This window comes from Lysinibacillus sp. RS11 (assembly GCF_042019215.1).
In the GTDB taxonomy this organism is placed as follows: domain Bacteria; phylum Bacillota; class Bacilli; order Bacillales_A; family Planococcaceae; genus Lysinibacillus; species Lysinibacillus xylanilyticus_A.
Map to the genome: position 1 here is coordinate 3763083 of NZ_CP168124.1, position 18496 is coordinate 3781578.

Annotated in this window: 22 protein-coding genes and 1 riboswitch; of the genes, 10 read left to right on the top strand and 12 right to left on the bottom strand. The window is 38.2% G+C overall.

The window, feature by feature from the left end; genetic code table 11:
• Positions 1-173: 173 nt before the first annotated feature.
• Entirely contained in the window at positions 174-1298 is a 1125-nt protein-coding gene (locus tag AB9L17_RS19270) for an IS4 family transposase (RefSeq protein ID WP_068984049.1), read from the top strand.
• 197 nt (positions 1299-1495) lie between these two features.
• Here AB9L17_RS19270 and AB9L17_RS19275 read toward each other — a convergent pair whose 3' ends face one another.
• Positions 1496-1672, bottom strand: a complete 177-nt coding sequence (locus AB9L17_RS19275) for a hypothetical protein (protein WP_175401702.1) — start codon at positions 1670-1672, stop codon at positions 1496-1498.
• 80 nt (positions 1673-1752) lie between these two features.
• Positions 1753-2559 (bottom strand): alpha/beta hydrolase, encoded by an 807-nt coding sequence (locus AB9L17_RS19280; RefSeq protein WP_068984050.1) that lies wholly within the window; start codon positions 2557-2559, stop codon positions 1753-1755.
• Between the two features lie 135 nt (positions 2560-2694).
• Between AB9L17_RS19280 and AB9L17_RS19285 the strand changes: the two genes are divergently transcribed.
• Positions 2695-3213 (top strand): gamma carbonic anhydrase family protein, encoded by a 519-nt coding sequence (locus tag AB9L17_RS19285; RefSeq protein ID WP_068984051.1) that lies wholly within the window; start codon positions 2695-2697, stop codon positions 3211-3213.
• A gap of 172 nt (positions 3214-3385) precedes the next feature.
• Here the strand turns inward: AB9L17_RS19285 and metK are convergent, their stop codons facing one another.
• Both metK and AB9L17_RS19295 read right to left on the bottom strand, forming a co-directional pair.
• A complete protein-coding gene (metK, locus tag AB9L17_RS19290) occupies positions 3386-4582 on the bottom strand; it encodes a methionine adenosyltransferase (protein WP_068984052.1) in 1197 nt (398 codons plus the stop codon).
• 92 nt (positions 4583-4674) lie between these two features.
• On the bottom strand, positions 4675-4818 hold the full coding sequence (locus AB9L17_RS19295) for a hypothetical protein (protein WP_375199660.1): 144 nt from the start codon (positions 4816-4818) through the stop codon (positions 4675-4677).
• 167 nt (positions 4819-4985) lie between these two features.
• Positions 4986-5103: riboswitch (SAM riboswitch) on the bottom strand.
• Between the two features lie 745 nt (positions 5104-5848).
• Between AB9L17_RS19295 and pckA the strand changes: the two genes are divergently transcribed.
• Positions 5849-7435 carry a phosphoenolpyruvate carboxykinase (ATP) gene (gene pckA / locus AB9L17_RS19300; protein ID WP_068984053.1) on the top strand — a complete coding sequence of 529 codons (1587 nt, stop codon included), beginning with the start codon at positions 5849-5851 and terminating at the stop codon, positions 7433-7435.
• Between the two features lie 312 nt (positions 7436-7747).
• On the opposite strand, the gene AB9L17_RS19305 is transcribed toward pckA, so the two are convergent.
• Positions 7748-7888 carry a hypothetical protein gene (locus tag AB9L17_RS19305; protein ID WP_375199661.1) on the bottom strand — a complete coding sequence of 47 codons (141 nt, stop codon included), beginning with the start codon at positions 7886-7888 and terminating at the stop codon, positions 7748-7750.
• Between the two features lie 26 nt (positions 7889-7914).
• Between AB9L17_RS19305 and AB9L17_RS19310 the strand changes: the two genes are divergently transcribed.
• The 3 genes from AB9L17_RS19310 to AB9L17_RS19320 are packed head-to-tail and all read left to right on the top strand — an operon-like array spanning position 7915 to position 9679.
• Positions 7915-8370: a hypothetical protein gene (locus AB9L17_RS19310; RefSeq protein WP_375199662.1), complete on the top strand. Its 456-nt coding sequence runs from the start codon at positions 7915-7917 to the stop codon at positions 8368-8370.
• A 51-nt stretch (positions 8371-8421) separates the two neighbouring features.
• Complete coding sequence (locus AB9L17_RS19315) at positions 8422-8700, top strand: hypothetical protein (protein WP_375199663.1); 279 nt, start codon at positions 8422-8424, stop codon at positions 8698-8700.
• A 22-nt stretch (positions 8701-8722) separates the two neighbouring features.
• Positions 8723-9679: an alpha/beta hydrolase gene (locus tag AB9L17_RS19320; protein WP_068986873.1), complete on the top strand. Its 957-nt coding sequence runs from the start codon at positions 8723-8725 to the stop codon at positions 9677-9679.
• Between the two features lie 181 nt (positions 9680-9860).
• Here the strand turns inward: AB9L17_RS19320 and AB9L17_RS19325 are convergent, their stop codons facing one another.
• The 3 genes from AB9L17_RS19325 to AB9L17_RS19335 all read right to left on the bottom strand — a co-directional run bounded on the left by AB9L17_RS19325 (position 9861) and on the right by AB9L17_RS19335 (position 11989).
• Positions 9861-10637 carry an alpha/beta hydrolase family protein gene (locus AB9L17_RS19325; RefSeq protein WP_068986874.1) on the bottom strand — a complete coding sequence of 259 codons (777 nt, stop codon included), beginning with the start codon at positions 10635-10637 and terminating at the stop codon, positions 9861-9863.
• On the bottom strand, positions 10621-11088 hold the full coding sequence (locus tag AB9L17_RS19330; protein WP_223556795.1) for an NUDIX domain-containing protein: 468 nt from the start codon (positions 11086-11088) through the stop codon (positions 10621-10623). The genes AB9L17_RS19325 and AB9L17_RS19330 overlap by 17 nt, the downstream gene beginning before the upstream one ends.
• A gap of 583 nt (positions 11089-11671) precedes the next feature.
• A complete protein-coding gene (locus tag AB9L17_RS19335) occupies positions 11672-11989 on the bottom strand; it encodes a transposase (protein ID WP_068986876.1) in 318 nt (105 codons plus the stop codon).
• Positions 11990-12125: 136 nt separating this feature from the next.
• On the opposite strand from AB9L17_RS19335, the gene ytzI reads away from it, so the two are divergent.
• The 4 genes from ytzI (at position 12126) to AB9L17_RS19355 (ending at position 13853) form a co-directional block, all read left to right on the top strand.
• On the top strand, positions 12126-12272 hold the full coding sequence (ytzI, locus tag AB9L17_RS19340) for a YtzI protein (RefSeq protein WP_139114503.1): 147 nt from the start codon (positions 12126-12128) through the stop codon (positions 12270-12272).
• A 70-nt stretch (positions 12273-12342) separates the two neighbouring features.
• Positions 12343-12504: a hypothetical protein gene (locus AB9L17_RS19345; protein WP_175401849.1), complete on the top strand. Its 162-nt coding sequence runs from the start codon at positions 12343-12345 to the stop codon at positions 12502-12504.
• Positions 12501-12734: a membrane protein insertion efficiency factor YidD gene (yidD, locus tag AB9L17_RS19350; protein ID WP_083227137.1), complete on the top strand. Its 234-nt coding sequence runs from the start codon at positions 12501-12503 to the stop codon at positions 12732-12734. The genes AB9L17_RS19345 and yidD overlap by 4 nt, the downstream gene beginning before the upstream one ends.
• A gap of 108 nt (positions 12735-12842) precedes the next feature.
• The gene (locus AB9L17_RS19355; RefSeq protein WP_068986877.1) at positions 12843-13853 is read left to right on the top strand and encodes a metal ABC transporter solute-binding protein, Zn/Mn family; all 1011 of its coding nucleotides are present in this window, start codon (positions 12843-12845) and stop codon (positions 13851-13853) included.
• 4 nt (positions 13854-13857) lie between these two features.
• Here AB9L17_RS19355 and AB9L17_RS19360 read toward each other — a convergent pair whose 3' ends face one another.
• From AB9L17_RS19360 to menB, 4 genes are all read right to left on the bottom strand, one after another.
• Positions 13858-15018, bottom strand: coding sequence for a transglutaminase domain-containing protein (locus AB9L17_RS19360; RefSeq protein WP_375199664.1), 1161 nt, complete (start codon positions 15016-15018; stop codon positions 13858-13860).
• A 776-nt stretch (positions 15019-15794) separates the two neighbouring features.
• The gene (locus tag AB9L17_RS19365; protein WP_223556798.1) at positions 15795-17219 is read right to left on the bottom strand and encodes an o-succinylbenzoate--CoA ligase; all 1425 of its coding nucleotides are present in this window, start codon (positions 17217-17219) and stop codon (positions 15795-15797) included.
• 52 nt (positions 17220-17271) lie between these two features.
• Positions 17272-17523 carry a hypothetical protein gene (locus AB9L17_RS19370; protein WP_375199665.1) on the bottom strand — a complete coding sequence of 84 codons (252 nt, stop codon included), beginning with the start codon at positions 17521-17523 and terminating at the stop codon, positions 17272-17274.
• Between the two features lie 76 nt (positions 17524-17599).
• Positions 17600-18418 (bottom strand): 1,4-dihydroxy-2-naphthoyl-CoA synthase, encoded by an 819-nt coding sequence (menB, locus tag AB9L17_RS19375; protein ID WP_068986881.1) that lies wholly within the window; start codon positions 18416-18418, stop codon positions 17600-17602.
• Positions 18419-18496 lie beyond the last annotated feature (78 nt).

Sequence of the window (18496 nt, forward strand, 5' to 3'; positions counted from 1 at the left end):
AAAAGTTGGATGTTTGTTTTTTTAATATTATATCGTGTCACTAGCGTCGCATTAAAATAATTCAACGTATTTTAAAAAACTGAATTTTCTGCAATATTATCTGTGCATAAAAAAAGCCTTTATAATGGTTGGGTGGTAGTAAACCATCCAAATCCAAAATAAAGGACATAAGCATGGATAAGTTTACACGAAAAACTTCATTTGAACAATGGTTTTCACCTATTTCTTCTACACAAATGGAGAAATTAGTTGAAATTCATCAATTAAATTACTATACAAAGAAGCTTCAAATCGCTTCATTCTTGAAATTATTACTGTTTGCGCAACTGAATGAAACCGAAAGTCTACGTGCCATTAGTGACACGCTGTTATCAGACGACTTACAAAAAGCAACGTATTTAGAGTCCATCAGCTTTTCGCAGTTAGGTCGGCGATTAAACCAAGTGCCAACTGAGTTTTTCCAACAAATTTTTCTAGACTTAGTCGGGCAAATTCATGAGAAAACGCATTTTGAGCAGCGCCGAAAAACCACAACACCACTAAAAATCATTGATTCTAGCACATTGCCATTGAACTTAAACAACCATAGATGGGCTGAATTCCGTAAAACAAAATCAGGTGTGAAGTTACATTTGCGCCTTGTTTACCTAGAAAAAGGTTGTTCGTACCCTGATAAAGCGGTGCTGACGAATGCGAAAGAACATGATCGTGGTCAGCTTGAAATTCTCGTTGATGACAAGGAGTGCATGTACGTGTTTGACCGAGGCTACTTAGATTATGAGCGCTTTGACCGCATGACAGATGACGGACTTTTCTTTGTCTCACGCTTGCGAAAAAACGCCGTAACACGTGTGATTGAATCATTTAAAGTACCTGAACAGTCATCGGTGTTATCGGATGAAATGATTCTGATTGGCAACACGCAAAATCGTGCTGAAAATGTATTTCGCCGTATCGAAGTACTAGATCCAAACGGTAAAGAACTACATCTGATTACGAATCGTTTTGATTTAAGCGCAGATGAAGTCGCTGAACTGTATAAGTCACGCTGGACAATCGAACTGTTTTTCAAGTGGATGAAACAGCATCTGAACATTAAAAAGTTCTACGGGCAAAGCGAGCAAGCTGTGCATAATCAGGTGTACATTGCGATGATCGTTTACTGCTTAAACGTGCTAGCACAGCTTTACACAAACAGTTCACTGACGTACTTACAAATTAGTAGGTACTTAAAAGCAACACTATGGAAGCCCGCACGTATTTGGCTTCGGGAAATCGAAGGAACTACGGTACCATAAGGATTTAGAACTGTCAGTTGCCCCAGTCAAAGGTTATAGTAAAAAAATGGATGTTTACTATCTCTATTTAAGTATCTTTCATTTTCTTTAAAAACGGAAGAAGTAGAAAACAGAAAATTCAATTAAAATTCATGCGACATTAGTGATATCGTGTATGTAAGTTAATTGGAGTCATGGGTGGACTATGCCTTGAGGAATTAGCGTTTTAGGTGGGGCTCTGAGCGAGCAGCCAGTAGAGGACGAAGGCTAATAAACGCCTTCGTGACCAACATTTGTGCTATTGTCGCTTTGCTTTCGCACATAAAACATTTGTTGCTGTCGCTTCGCTTTCGCACATAAAACATTTGTTGCTCTAAGCGGCTCATCGGACGCACACAGAAAGCGCCTTAGTCGGAACCCAACATTTATGGTGATGAGCCATGTTAGTAACAATACGTTAGCAAGTTTTAGAAGGCTATTCTATAATATAACCAATTCTTCGAAGAGCATTATTAATAAAATCACGAATATAAACAAAAATTTCTTCACGCTCTACTTCATGAAATAGATTATGATAACAGTTTTCCCATTCTTTGAATTGAAACTCTGTAAATTCCTGCTGATATAGCCAATTACGTGTTTGTTTAGTTTCAGTAATACTATCTTTTTCAGCTGTCATAACTAACATAGGTCTATTAGGGAATTCAGCTTTAGGCAATAACACTAAATTACGCATCATTTGCTGTAGTTCTCTATACCATTTCACAGAAACGACTGACATAAAAGAAACCTCATCCTTCATCTCATCTCTTCCTTCTACACTGCGCGTTAACGTGTTTAATGTAATTTCATGAGTCATTTTCACATTGGCTGTCAGGGCACTTAGACTAGTTAGAGCATTTGATAGTTTACCTGGCAATAGCTTTAAATTTAGCCAAGGTGAAGTTAAAATAATACCTGCGCATTCATATTTTCGCTTATGCATGGTATGTAGTAATAATGTTGCACCAAGCCCATGTCCTATTAAAAAGACAGGTAAATTATACGAAAAAGCATTCTCGATTAAATGCCTTGTATATTTGTTGTATTCTTTAAAATCTTCATCATGAACACGTGAAAACCCGACATTTACTCCATGATTAGGTAAATCCCCCATGACTACGTGAAAGCCTTCCAATCTAAGTTTTTCTATAAGCCACGCATACCAGCGGTGATTTTCATATGCACCATGAATAATAGCAACCACAGCCTTTGCTTGTCCATCAGCTTCCCATTTCCACATTTCACATAGTCCTCCTAAAAAATAATTACACAATGATTATATCGAAATATTTCGCTCATTTTAATTTTATATTTCCATCAAGTTGCGTATTTGATACGATAATAATACATCATAGAAAGAAAAGAGGCGATTCTCATGATCTATCCATTTAAAGGGAAAACACCAAAAATCGATCCATCTGTTTTTATTGCCGATTATGCAACCGTTACTGGTGACGTTACAATAGGTGCTGAAACGACTATTTGGTTTAACACAGTAATTCGAGGTGATGTATCACCAACAATTATCGGAAAACGAGTTAGTATACAAGACCTTTGTTGTTTACATCAAAGCCCTAAATATCCACTCATTATTGAAGATGAAGTAACAGTCGGACATCAAGTAACTTTACATAGCTGTACGATTCGTAAAAATGCCTTAATAGGTATGGGCTCAATAGTATTAGACGGAGCAGAGATTGGAGAGGGTGCATTCATCGGGGCGGGTAGTCTTGTACCTCCAGGCAAAGTCATTCCTCCGAATAGCCTAGCATTAGGTCGTCCAGCAAAGGTAGTACGAGAATTAAATGCTGAAGATAAAGAAGATATGGAACGCATCGTACGTGAATATACAGAAAAAGGTCAATACTATAAATCTCTTCAAACAAAAATATAAATAGCTATTTCATCTAAATCGAAGCAGCTCTTCGTATTTTTGGACAACCAAGCCATACATAATTGTGATTAGAAGCAATTTTTGGGATAAAACTATTTCAGCGGATGTTTGGACACCCGCTGAAATGAGTTAAAATAATTTTACAGCTTCTGCATTATTTTAGCTAAACAATTTATAGTCCTGCTTTTTCCATTAATGCGTCAGCTTTGTCTGTTTGTTCCCAAGGTACATTTAAGTCCGTACGACCGAAATGACCGTATGCTGCAGTTTGCTTATAAATAGGACGACGAAGATTAAGCATTTTTATAATCCCTGCTGGGCGTAAATCGAATAGCTCGCGCACCCATTCTACGATATCACTTTCCTTAACTTTGCCTGTCCCAAATGTATCTACAGCAATAGATACTGGTTGAGCAACACCGATTGCATAAGCAAGTTGTACTTCAGCACGTTCTGCTAAGCCTGCCGCTACGATATTTTTCGCTACATAGCGTGCTGCATATGCCGCTGAACGGTCCACCTTAGTTGCGTCCTTACCAGAGAAAGCACCTCCACCATGACGCGCATAGCCACCGTATGTATCAACGATGATTTTACGTCCTGTTAGACCAGCATCCCCTTTTGGACCACCTATTACGAAACGGCCAGTTGGGTTGATGAAATATTTAGTATTAGCATCTAGTAATTCATTTGGCACAACCGGAGCAATAACGAATTCTTTTATATCCGCTTGAATTCGTTCAAGTGTCGCTTCTTCGTCGTGCTGTGTTGAAATTACAATCGTATCTACGCGCACTGGTACATTGTTTTCATCATATTCAACCGTAACTTGCGTTTTTCCATCTGGACGTAAATATGCAAGTTCGCCAGATTTACGTGCTTCCGTTAAACGACGAGCTAATTTATGCGCTAAACTAATTGGTAATGGCATAAGCTCTGGTGTTTCGTTACATGCATAACCGAACATTAAGCCTTGGTCACCCGCGCCAATTGCTTCAATGTCAGCGTCTGTCATAGAGCCTTCACGCGCCTCTAAAGCTTGGTCAACACCTTGCGCAATATCAGGTGATTGCTCGCCAATAGCAACAAGTACTGCTAAGTTTTCGGCATCAAAGCCATATTTCCCACGAGTATAACCGATTTCTGCTACAGTATCACGGACGATACCTTTAATATCTACATATGTAGAAGTAGTAATTTCTCCTGCTACTAATACTAAGCCTGTTGTTACAGTTGTTTCACACGCTACACGTGCATTTGGATCTTCTGCTAAAATAGCATCTAAAATGGCATCCGAAATTTGGTCACAAATTTTGTCTGGATGTCCTTCTGTTACACTCTCTGATGTAAACAATCGACGGTTTGTCATTTAGTTTTCCTCCTATTACTCTTACAAATAATATTTGCGAATGAATACGGTACTCATTACCCATGTCAAGTCCGTTCCTAAGGATTGAACTCTCAAGCCGTTGTTGCTGTCGTTTCACTTTCGCACAAAAAACAACCTGTTGCTGTCGTTTCACTTTCGCACAAAAAACAACCTGTTGCTGTCGTTTCACTTTCGCACAAAAAACAACCTGTTGCTGTCGTTTCACTTTCGCACAAAAAAAACAGTTGCCGCTTTTAACACGAGGATTTTCGAAAGATCCGTCATTATAATAAGGAAAGGATTACACATACTTACCTTTACATTCGTTTTTTACAATAAAAAAAATCCTTTTCTCACGCTTACTTAACATGAGGAAAGGAAATAATGACTTCGTAACCTTTCACTCTTATCGTTCAAGGGTTTACCCTTGCATCAGGTTGGCACCAACGCATGTCGTGAAATAGTTCATGCAGGTTGCCGGGTTTCATAGGGCCTGACCCTCCACCAGCTCGGGATAAGAGTATCCGTTCAATATCTCATAATACGTAAAAGGTCGAACGTTGTCAATTATTTTTGCTTTATTCCTTATCAATTATGCCTCGGCATAATTGTGTCCGCTACGCTTTCAGTACAAAAATTATCTGCTGAGAGAAGTTAAAAACTATGGAATACACAAGGAATCAAAACACTTAACATTTGGATTATGCTATAATTTGAAGCGCAAAGGCTTATTACCATAACGATATGGCAATAGTTTCAACAAACTTATCCTAACTTTTGGTGATAAGCCCAAAATAATCCCTACTCTCCACCTCACATCATGTGTTAACATATGTGTGACCCTTTAATCTTCATTCGACAAATGTTTTTTGTGGCGAAAGTAGATCGTCAGCTACGGAAGAAAGCCATCATTATGTGGTGGATGAAAATAGTTATGCCCCCTTTTCAGTCGGTGACAAACTCCAACTGATAAAAACCAGCTAAAAATTTGACATCCTGTGCGAACCTCATGTTGGTCAAAAGCTTCCCAAACGCGATTCAACTTGTCGAAAGTGGTTGTGTAATCACTTGATTATAAATAGGGTAAAAAGCATTCTTAAAGCGAATAAATTAACTTTTTGTCGTTTTCTTGAAAAGTAATAAAATCTCAAAAATAATTTCTTAATTAGTATAGATTATTTAAGCAATTGTGTTATACTATTTTTGAAATTAAGAAAATCTCCCCAGACTCAAGGGAATACTATAAAAAAGGATGGTATTTAATCGATGAATTCAGTAGAAATTGCAAACGAACTGAAGGAATTATTAAACGGCGGTAACATTAATGTTCAACTTTCAGTACCACAATTAGCTGAAAAGGCAACATCTCGTGGTGAAGCTATGTTAACAGTAGATGGCGCTGTTCGTGCAGAAACTGGCAAATACACTGGTCGTTCACCTAAAGATAAATATATGGTAGAAGAAGAAAGCACAAAAGATAAAATTGACTGGGGAAAAGTAAACCAACCAATTTCTTCTGAAGTGTTCGATAACTTATATGTAAAAGTAGTAAAATATTTAAAAGAACGTGACGAATTATTCGTATTCAAGGGCTTTGCTGGTGCTGACAAAGATTCACAATTGAGCATCCAAGTAATCAATGAATACGCTTGGCACAATCTTTTCGCTCATCAATTATTTATCCGTCCAACTGCAGAAGAATTAACTTCTCATGTTGCTGACTTCACAGTGATCTCAGCTCCTAACTTTAAAGCAGACCCTGCTATCGATGGCACTGCTTCTGAAACATTCATCATTGTATCACTTGAAAAGAAAATCATCCTAATCGGTGGTACTGAATACGCTGGTGAAATCAAAAAATCTATTTTCGGTATTATGAACTACTTATTACCACAACAAGGCATCCTTTCAATGCACTGCTCAGCAAACGTTGGTGAAGCTGGTGATGTTGCATTATTCTTCGGTTTATCTGGTACTGGTAAAACTACTTTATCAGCTGATCCTGACCGTAAACTTATCGGTGACGATGAACACGGTTGGTCAGATAATGGTGTATTCAACATTGAGGGCGGTTGCTATGCAAAAACAATTAATCTTTCTGCTGAAAAAGAACCAGAAATCTACAACGCAATCCGCTTCGGTTCTGTTCTAGAAAACGTAGCTGTTGATCCAGAAACTCGAGTTTGTGACTATGATGATGGTTCATTAACAGAAAATACTCGTGTAGCTTATCCAATCCAATTCATTGAAAATATTGTTGATCCATCTGTTGCAGGTCACCCAAAAACAATCATCTTCTTAACAGCTGATGCATTTGGTGTATTACCTCCAATCAGTAAATTAACAAAAGAGCAAGCAATGTACCACTTCCTAAGCGGTTTCACATCTAAACTTGCTGGTACAGAACGTGGTGTAACAGAGCCAGAACCAGTATTCTCAACTTGCTTCGGCTCTCCATTCCTTCCACTTCCAGCAACAGTATATGCTGAAATGTTAGGTCAAAAAATTGACGAGCACGGTGCACAAGTATACTTAGTGAACACTGGTTGGACTGGTGGCGAATATGGTACTGGTAACCGTATGAAGCTTTCTTACACTCGTACAATGGTACGTGCTGCAATTGATGGCCAATTAGCTAATGTTGAAACAATTCAAGATTCAGTATTCGGATTAAACATCCCTACTTCTATTGAAGGTGTACCAACAGAAGTGCTTAACCCTCGTGATGCATGGGCGGACAAAGCTGCTTATGATGCGAAAGCTTCTGAACTTGCTGGTCTATTCAACGAAAACTTCAAGAAATTCTCAAATGTTTCTGAAGCTATCACTAAACTTGGCGGTCCATTAAAATAATTTACTATGCAAAGGGAACGATTTCATAATCGTTCCCTTTTTTTGTGTTGAAAAAGAAAATTTTCGTAAATATTTAGCTCTCTTTAAATGAGGGTGATTTCCATTCTAGACTACTCGCTATCCTATGTATCTAGCCACTTCTTCTGCTTTGTGCTTTGCTACCGCTTCGATTTCGCACACATAACAGTACCGTTTTATCACTATTAATTAGAGTAGTATGCCAGCAGATACATGCCGAGTGAAAGGATTGATTGGAGCGGAGACTGGGCGACTCCTTGGGGATCAGCGATAGGGGAACGAAGGCTAAGAGCATCACATCCTGTGATAACGCCTTCGTGACCAACATCGGTGCTGTTGCTGTCGCTGCGCTTTCGCACAAAAAAAACCCTCTGCTGCCGCTACGTTAGCACTACGCTTTCGCGCAAAAAACATCTGTTGGCCCAAGCGGCTCATCGGACGCTCCCAGGAAGCTCTGCTCTGTGCGGAAGCGAAGCGACAGCAACAAATGTTTTATCTGTGCGAAAGCGAAGCGGCAGCAACAAATGTTTTATCTGTGCGAAAGCGAAGCGGCAGCAACAAATGTTTTATCTGTGCGAAAGCGAAGCGGCAGCAACAAATGTTTTATCTGTGCGAAAGCGAAGCGGCAGCAACAAATGTTTTATCTGTGCGAAAGCGAAGCGGCAGCAACAAATGTTTTATCTGCGCGAAAGCGAAGCGGCAGCAACAAATGTTTTATCTGTGCAAAAGCGAAGCGGCAGCAACAAATGTTTTATCTGTGCGAAAGCGAAGCGTCAGCAACAAATGTTTTATCTGTGCGAAAGCGAAGCGTCAGCAACAAATGTTTTATCTGCGCGAAAGTGAAGCGGCAGCGGCAAATGTTTTATCTGCGCGAAAGCGAAGCGGCAGCAACAAATGTTTTATCTGCGCGAAAGTGAAGCGGCAGCGGCAAATGTTTTATCTGCGCGAAAGCGAAGCGGCAGCGGCAAATGTTTTATCTGCGCGAAAGCGAAGCGGCAGCAACAATGTTTTATCTGTGCGAAAGCGAAGCGACAGCAACAATGTTTTATCTGTGCGAAAGCGAAGTGACAGCAACAAAGCGCCCAGTCGGAGCGGAAATCAATCTCTCATTTTTGCCGAAGAGCCACACTAAATTATTCACATTTCGACAACATTCAAAGGGAACGATTCAAGTAGTTCCCTTTTTTATATCCCCTTATTTTGAAAAGTCTACTTTTCATATTAGTAACTTTGTGTATAATTCATAATAGTAGTTTTAGGAGGATACATATGAAAAAAAAATATAAAGTGATTATTACCATTGTCAGTCTTCTATTAGTATTGTTTGTTGGGGTTGGATTTTTTGCAGGGAATTATTTTTATAACTTCGCCTTAAATCCTAATATTGATAAATCAGAAGTGTTTAATGCTCCGCACAATTCTATTGCTGTTAGTCCTAAGGATGCTAAAGAAAAAGAAGAGAGTGAGAAGTGGTTTAAAGAGAATTATGAGGAATCTTATATACCGTCTTTCGACGATTTGAAATTACATGCCTATACGCTTAAAAATACAAACGAAACAAATAAATGGACAATTATTTTCCATGGATATTCATCTGATGGCTCACAAATGACAAAGTACGCTAAGCATTTTTATGATACAGGCTACAACGTTCTCGTACCTGATGCAAGGGCTCATGGAAAAAGTGACGGCGACTATATTGGTATGGGCTGGCATGATCGACTTGATGTAGTCTCTTGGATTAATAATATTATCAGTTCTGATAAAAACGCTGAAATTGTTTTGTATGGTGTTTCCATGGGTGGTGCTACAGTGATGATGGCCTCAGGAGAAGATCTACCTGACAATGTTAAGGCTATTATTGAGGATTGTGGTTATTCTTCAGTTTGGGATGAATTCTCCTATCAATTGAAAGCACTCTTTAATTTACCTGAATTTCCTATTATGCATTTTTCTTCAATTGTCACAAAGTTAAGAGCTGACTTTACGCTTGGTGAAGCAGATACCGTCAAGCAAGTAGCAAAATCGAAAACACCTATGCTATTCATTCATGGAAGTAATGATACATTTGTTCCCTCTGATATGCTAAATGAAGTATTTGAGGCTGCCAATGTACCGAAGGAGAAATTTATAGTTGAAGGTGCTGGACATGGTAATGCTGAAAGTGTTGCTGGAGATACTTATTGGGAAACTATTAATAACTTTTTAGCAAAATATATAGAGTAAATATCCTTAATTTTTGCTACCGCTCAGGTGTCTTCCCAAAGCACCTGAGCGGTTCTTTGTCCTACCCGAGCAGTTTTCCCACTGACCCGAGCAATTCCGAGGTCTACCCCGAGTTAATATCTTTTTGATTCCAAAGAGTTTCTACATTAGAATCGTTAAATGGAAAGACAGCTTGAATACCTTATTGTCGTTTCATCCATTCGCAAAGTGCATGTACTGTTGCTCGATTTTTTGCCGGTGGATACTGATGAGCGTAGCGGCTATCATACCATGTCTCATATGTTTTATCAGCATCCTTTAAATAAAATTCTAACTGTCTTGCATGTTCAATATCTACATTTTCATCACGGTAGCCATGAATGATAAGTACGGGAGCTGTAATGTGCTCTACCTCAAATAGTGGTGTTCGAGCATCATAAGCCTCTGGTACACGATTAGGTGTCCCTCCAATAACCCGCTTCATCATACGGCGCATATCTGTCCGCTCCCAATATGTAGCTGTTGCATCCGATACTCCTGCCCATGTCACAACAGAGGTGATATCTCTACGTAATATGGCTGTCCACAGTGCCATAATGCCACCACGCGAAAAGCCAAAGATATGGATATTATCATTACAAAACTGTTTTAGTACGTCCACTGCATATACAGCGTCATAACGATCCCCTCCAGCAAACTCATCTCGACCTTCTCCACCTCGATTGCCACGGTAATATGGAGCGAAAACGATAAAGCCTTGTGCTGCAAACTGTGCGACACGCGAAGGTCTCACCATACCAATGCTTTGCATACCTCCACGTAAATATAAAAAACCATCATATGTACCTTCTGCCTTAGGCTCTGCTAATAATCCCTTCACACGTAGCCCCTGTGACATATAAGTAATTTCGGTTAAACGAATAGCTGGATTCGGCGAAGGATAGGCACGCTTTTTTACGATATCACCATTGTTTGTCACGATGTTTCAACTCCTCCAGCATTTTCTTCATACCTTCATCCTTCATATGAAAACTCAAGTTAGGATGCTGAGCAAATTCTTCATCTGTTAACCAAAGCATGCCTGACGTTTCTAAATCAAATTCTATGTCCTCTTGCCCTGCAAATTGTGCGGTAAAGACCGTTTTACAAAATAAGATGTCCTCATGAACTGCGTATTCTGCAAACCATTTAAGATTTTTCACATGAACACCAGTTTCCTCAAATACTTCCCTAACTGCTGCCTGCTCTAATGTTTCTCCAGGTTCTTGCTTTCCACCTGGAACCTCTACACCACGGCGTTTATGAATCGTACATAACCACTTATTTTTATGTTTTAAAAAAACAAGTACATGCTTAGGCTCAACCTCAAGTTGCCCCCTTGTAAAGCTTAAATCCACTCGTAAACCATTTAAATCTGTAAATGAGAACATGCTCTTCAACTCCTTTTTATATTGCAAAAGCATTATTTCATACATAAGTTAAATCTATTACTAAGAAATAATAGCATTCTTCAGCACATAGATAAAAATCTATGTCAGTATTGGCCTTAAAAGGATTTACCTCCTATAATTCACTGCTCTAATAAAGTGGATAGAGTAGTATATAAAAATTTAGCAGTTTGACAGGCCAAAGGAAAGTTTCTGTAATGTTCCAAATTTCATGTACTCACGCTCCTTCAACAGTCCTTTGAGATCCATTTATTTTTACTATAGACTATAGCTTAAATAAAGTGGTATTAGGAGTATTTTTTGCTAAAATCTTATTTGCCTAGTTAATATTTTATTTATGCTTTTCGTTTTAAAAAAATCTACAATTTTTACAGATCGTGTAGCGCCATTTCCCCACTCTTTAACACTAGTATTGGAAAATAACATTCAATAGAAATAGACTCTCGGTATATAAAACTCTTTTTATTTAATAATAGACATTGCAATCATCATAGTTTTCAATTTTAGCGTGCATTAAAAGTTTATACAAATTAGGGTCGCTGAAGTTTTTCAGTGACCCCCAATCTTAAACACGTTTATTGAAATAAGGAAGTTGTTCCACAAATGCTTTCGTATCATCATCCCCATACTCATGGACGAGTGCATAGATTTTTTTTAATCGCAAATCAATTTCATCATTTTCCCTATCTAAGTGATACTGTATATACGGTAACTGTGCACGCCATGCATTTGAAATTTCTAACAGCTGCATTTGCTGAAAAATCTTTTCAAAGACATCTAACGCTTGGCGATCTATATTGAGTTCAAAGTTCCACGGTCCTGCATATGGATTTGTATAATACGTTCTATTGGCAAGTGAAAAATATACACGATGACGCTCCATCTCTACAAACCTCCTTTTTCCATAGTATGGAGGTAAAAGTGACGTTTTATTCGCTGGAATGTCAAACTTCCTTCACAACTAAGTAAGATTATCTAATTTATAATAGATATGATGATTAAGGAACGGAGGGAATGCCATGAGTTTAATCACGCTTTTAATTGTAGCAGCGATTATCGTTATTTTAATAACAGTCGCTACTATTATTAGTGTCAATCGCGCATATGCCTTTAAACATACTGTTGATGAAAAACCTAAGCAAAGCTTTCATCCAGATGAAGACTAGTTCAATTTGTACATTTTTTAAAGGAATTCTTTTATAATATTATTAACAAATAGAATTTGGAGTGAACACAATGGGCGTACCATTACCAATAATAATTATGATTGCAATGATGATGCTTATGTTTGGCGTTTCTGTCATTGTCCTTTTGAAGAAAAAAAGCAATTTCTTTACACAGACTATCGATGCTAAGCCTGAACAGGTCAATCCTCAACAAAAGGATAAACACATATGAAATATCCCTTTATATGGCTCATTAAGTTTTACAGAAAATTTATTTCACCTATGACGCCACCATCCTGCCGCTTCTACCCTACATGCTCCTCTTATGGGCTAGAAGCTTTTCAAAAACACGGTGCCATTAAAGGATTCTATTTAACGATTAAGCGCATATCAAAATGCCAACCATTTCATCCTGGCGGCTTTGATCCTGTACCTGAAAAATGGCCTTCGAAAAAGAATTAATTTTCGAGGGTCATTTTTTCTTGTACTTTTTTCAGATGTACGTTATTATAGAAACTGTTCTAATAACCAAATCGTAACGATTACTATTTGAAAGAGGTATGCTATAAAATGAAAAAATTATTTTTGTTATGTTTAGTTGCAGTTCTTGCCTTATTCACTGCTGCCTGTGGAGATAAAACATCAACATCTAAACAGTCAGAGAAAAAGGATAAATTAACCATTTATACAACTGTATATCCGTTAAGTTATTTTGCACAACGAATTGGTGGCGATTTTGTAGAGGTTTCTTCCATTTACCCCGCTGGCGCCAATGAACACACATTTGAGCCAACACAAAAAGATATGATGAAACTAGCAGACGCTGATATATTTTTCTATATTGGTTTAGGACTAGAGGGCTTTGTTGAAAATGCCAAAAAAACTCTAGCTAATGAAGATGTAACAATGGTTGCAACAGCAGATCAGGTTTCAGATGAAAAATTAGCTGTCAGCACTGGCCATATACACGATGATGAAGATGACCATGCTACTACAGAAGAGCATAGCCACGGTGAAGACGAAGACGGACATGACGATCATGATCATGGAAATATAGATCCACATGTTTGGTTATCACCTATTATTAGTCAAGACTTAGCACTTTCCATTAAAAACACGCTAGTTGAAAAAATGCCGGAACAAGAAGCTACATTTACAGCTAACTACGAAGCATTAGTAAAAGAACTTCAAGATTTAGACAACGAATTTAAAGTAATGGCTGATAAAGCGCAAGAGAAGACATTCTTCGTATCACATGCAGCATTTGGCTATATCGCAGGTCAATACGGCTTAAAGCAAATACCAATAGCAGGTTTAAACTCACAAACTGAACCTTCTCAAAAGGAACTAACTAAGATTGTTGATAAAGCAAATGATTTGCATATACATTACATTTTATTCGAGCAAAATGTTTCTTCTAAGTTAGCCGAGGTCATCCAAAAAGAAGTTGGGGCAGATTCGCTTGTCTTGCATAATTTAAGCGTTTTAACAACGGATGATGAAAAAAATAATGAAACATACTTTACGCTAATGAAGAAAAATATTCAAACTTTAGATACTGCATTAAACTCCCACAAATAAATGACTAAGGAGGTGCCCCGACAATCGTTTGGGACACCTCCTTTATTATGACGTATTTTTCTTGTGGCATTCGTTTTTCCGTTCTATAAATACTTATTAGCCTCTTTTTCATTTTTACCAAATCATGTTTCTTTTGCTCAGCCTTTATTTGTACTACTTTACTTTCTAAAATGATCGGTTCCCATTTATTTAGATGTAACTGAACAGAGTTATCGCTTTGATTTCCTATTATAAGCTGTGTAGGTTGTTCTATTAATTGTTTTACAATTAGTTTATTTTTACTTAAATTAGACAGTCTTTCATCAAAAATAAAATAACTATCCAATATTGGTTTTGTAAGAACTTCAACCTTACTAGTTCTATGAAAATCTATATAGGCTTCGCTTGTTGCAGCGGGGAAGCTCGCATAGTCCCAAGAGTGATCCTGCGCTAATTGGCGATCCGAAACTAAAAAGTAATTATAACGTACTTCACCTTTACGATCTGGCAAAGGATCATCCCATGTAACATCGATATGATACCATTCATTATCAAGCTTTACTAAAACCCAGGCATGTAGCTGTTCACCTACTTTTCCTGGAACGTATTGTACCTCAAAGCCTAGCATCTCTAACATCCGATAAAGCACTAAAGCATATGCCTGACAGACTCCCTTGTTTTCCGTAAGCAATGTGTAGGGAGAATATTGACTTCCTTCGGTTTCCTTTGAATATTCAGCGGATAGGACAATAAAATCATGTGCAGCCTGTAGTTTCTGCAGATCACTTAATCCATGCATAGGTGCAATAATATTCGCCAAAGTCTGTTCTACAAATGCCTCCTCTGCTTGTGAAATATGATAAGTAAATTGAAATTTAATGACAATATTATTGGCATATCCATCATATTTCCATTTAAAACTTGAAATATTGGCGTAAATATAAGGATCTTGAATAGCATGTTTAATAAGCTCTGATAGTTCATCTTTTATTTCCGACGTATCACCAGTGTAATGAATGTCAAATTCAGTAGACAATTGCATAACTTGTTTTTCAATTAGATTTTGTAGTGTTTCTATTGAATTTGCTGTTGCAATATTCTTTTGTTCATAGTTTGCGAATACTTGCACATGACTCATTTGTAAAACAAATAATATAATGACAACATTATATATATATTTTCTCATATGAGTCATTCTCCTTTACTAACTAGTTTATGCCTTCCATTTTTTATTATGTTAATGAATGATTAATTTAATTCTAAAAGTTTGCTAAAAAAGACTCTCCAAACGTATAAAAGAAGCCATCTTATTATGAAGGCTTCTTTCAACTGATCGACAAAAGAATAAAAATAAATTAATTTGTATCCATAAACAAAGGTTGATTTTCACTCAGAGTGAACGCTTTCAGCGCAAGCTTATCCCGCAGGAGTCGCCACTCTCTCCGTAAAAATCAACTGTTCCTCTTCAAAAGATGAGTCGGCAAGCTGAAACCAAAATTCCATTATGGTTATGATTAAACACCAGAAAAAACCAGATAAAATTATAATAGGTGTTTTTTTTGTACAAAGTAAATCTACCTATATAGGAAAACAAGACAGCTTCTACGCTTCCCACGAAATGTTAAGTAGCGTGTCTACCAATTAAATGCTTTATGCAAACAAAATAATGTTTGTCTATAAACTGAAAGAAGCCCTCTTATCATGAAGGCTTCTTTCATAGTGTTGAAAAAAATTATTTTTTCAATGAAATTAAAGTATGGTACTCCGGCAAAATGAGTTGCTGATTTCCGTCCCGACTGGGCACTTTCCTGGAGCACCCAGTCAGTCACTCAATCAACCAATTCACTTAGCATATCGCTAAATTTATAGTGATAAATGAAACTTCAGCAGATGTTTTTTGTGCGATAGCAAAGCGGCAGCAACAAGAAGGTTTTGTCCGTGTGAAAGTGAAGCACCGCAACATTACTTCATTAATTTTCTACGAAGTAACTTATTAGCACCGTTACGAGGGAGCTTGTCCGTAATAATAATTTCTTTTGGCATTTTATATTTAGCAAGCTTCTGTTGACAAAATGCTTGTATTTGTTCTACCTGTACTTGTTCTTTTAATACAACAAAGGCAATCGGCACTTGTCCCCACTCATCATCTTCGATACCACATACTCCCGCTTCCTGGACAGCATAATGTGTAAGTAACACATTTTCAATTTCAGCAGGGTAAATATTTTCGCCACCTGAAATAATTAAATCAGCACGACGATCCAAAACAAACAAATAACCATCTCCGTCTATATAGCCAATATCCCCAGTATGGAGCCAACCATCAATCATCGCTTCTTTTTGGGCAAAACGGCCAATATATCCTGGCGTTACATGTGGACCACGTATACAAATCTCTCCCTCACCATTGGCATTCGGCTCAGCAATGCGAATTTGGTTAAAAAACAATGGTTTTCCTGCTGAACCTATTTTTTGCATCGCATCTTCGTTTGCTAATGTTGCCGTTTGTGATGAAGTTTCAGTCATACCGTACGTTTGAGCTACAGCTAAATTTAATGCATGAGCTCTTTTTAAATAATCTACTGGCACAGGTCCTCCGCCTGCTAGCATCATTTTAAATTTCGGTGAGGCTTGTGCATTTTTCTGTTCAAGTGTATGTAGAATTCTTTCCAATGTAACAGCGACTACTGACATATGTGTAACATCACCATTTACTATATTTTCGGAAATGGCTTCTACATCAAAATGATTATATAAATTCACTTTATTACCGTACAATAGAGAGCGTACTAATATAGAAAAGCCACTAATATGAAAAAGTGGTACTGCACATAACCAAGCGTCATCAGCCTGCAAACCTAAATTAAGAACAGAGGACGTTGCACTTGCCTGATGATTGCCAACCGTTTGACGAACCCCTTTTGGGAACCCAGTCGTACCAGATGTATACATAATGGATGTTGTTTGATGTAAAGACCATTCCTTTGCAACATCTATCGTCGTCTCCGAACTTTCTTCAATAGTTGAAAATAAGTGATGCGTAGTTTGCGACGGTAGTTTTTCTACATCCTCATCTGCAATTACTACTGTCACTGCTTCTGAATCCTCTAATTGATAGGCAATTTCAGCCTGTGATAGCCTCCGATTTAGCATGACCATTTCACATTGTAAATGCATACATGCATACATCATGATGACAAGTGCAGGCTTGCTCGGCCCCATTATAGCAATCCGGTCTCCTTGCTTAATTCCTAATGTAGTTAGTTGACGCGCACGCTTTAAAGACAAATCATTTAATTCTTGAAATGTCCAAGTTTGCCCGTTATATGTTAAACCGTTTCGTAATGGTGTTAAATACGCTCGCTGTAAAATCCAATTTGGATACATCTCGTTTTCCCTCCGATCAACCTTAATCTTAACGTTTCATCGCATCATCCGTCTATTCGTTAGTTTGAGGAAATATGTCCATTGCTTTGATGAGGTAATCCGTTACTTTGACATGTCTATTTAGTGCTCTGACACGGGGTTCCGCCGCTAACGTACCAGGTTCCGCCGCTAACGCACCACTTTCCGCCGCTAACGCACCGCTTTCCGCCGCTAACGCACCACTTTCCGCCGCTAACGCACCACTTTCCGCCGCTAACGCACCGCTTTCCGCCACTAAACCGTAACTTTTCCGTCGCTCTAGCAAGTCTATCCGTCGCGCCCCTTTAGATATACAAAAAGCTCGTATCTCCAAAAAGATACGAGCTTTTCGCTCCCAATAATCAAGGGAATCTTGGGAATTGACCGAAATCTGGTTGACGTTTTTCTTTAAATGCGTCACGACCTTCTTTAGCTTCATCTGTTGTGTAATAAAGAAGAGTAGCGTCGCCAGCCATTTGTTGAAGGCCTGCTAAACCGTCTGTATCTGCATTCATCGCTGCTTTTAAGAAGCGTAAAGCAGTTGGAGACATTTCTAGCATTTCTTCACACCATTGTACAGTTTCATCTTCAAGTTGCTCGTAAGGAACAACTGTGTTAACTAATCCCATATCAAGTGCTTGCTGTGCATCATATTGACGGCAAAGGTACCAAATTTCACGTGCCTTTTTATGTCCAATGATACGTGCAAGATAGCCTGAGCCATAACCAGCATCGAATGAACCAACTTTTGGTCCAGTTTGTCCAAAACGTGCATTGTCAGCAGCAATTGTTAGGTCACAGACAACATGTAATACGTGTCCTCCACCGATTGCATAGCCAGCAACCATCGCTACTACTGGTTTTGGAATAACACGGATTAAACGTTGTAAATCAAGAACGTTTAGACGTGGGATTTCATCTTCACCAACGTAGCCGCCATGACCGCGTACTTTTTGGTCCCCACCTGAACAGAAGGCATGTTCACCTTCACCAGTTAAAATGATAACCCCAACATTTTTGTCATCACGTGCACGTGAAAAAGCATCGATCATTTCCATTACCGTTTTTGGTCGGAATGCGTTGCGCACTTCTGGACGGTTAATCGTAATTTTTGCGATACCGTTATAGAACTCATACTTAATATCTTCGTAAGTATGTAAAGTAGTCCATTGACGTGTCATTGAATTGCCTCCTAATAAATATATTCGTCTCGTTCAGAACCGAGGCGGTAACGTAAAATTTTATTACGATCAATTATG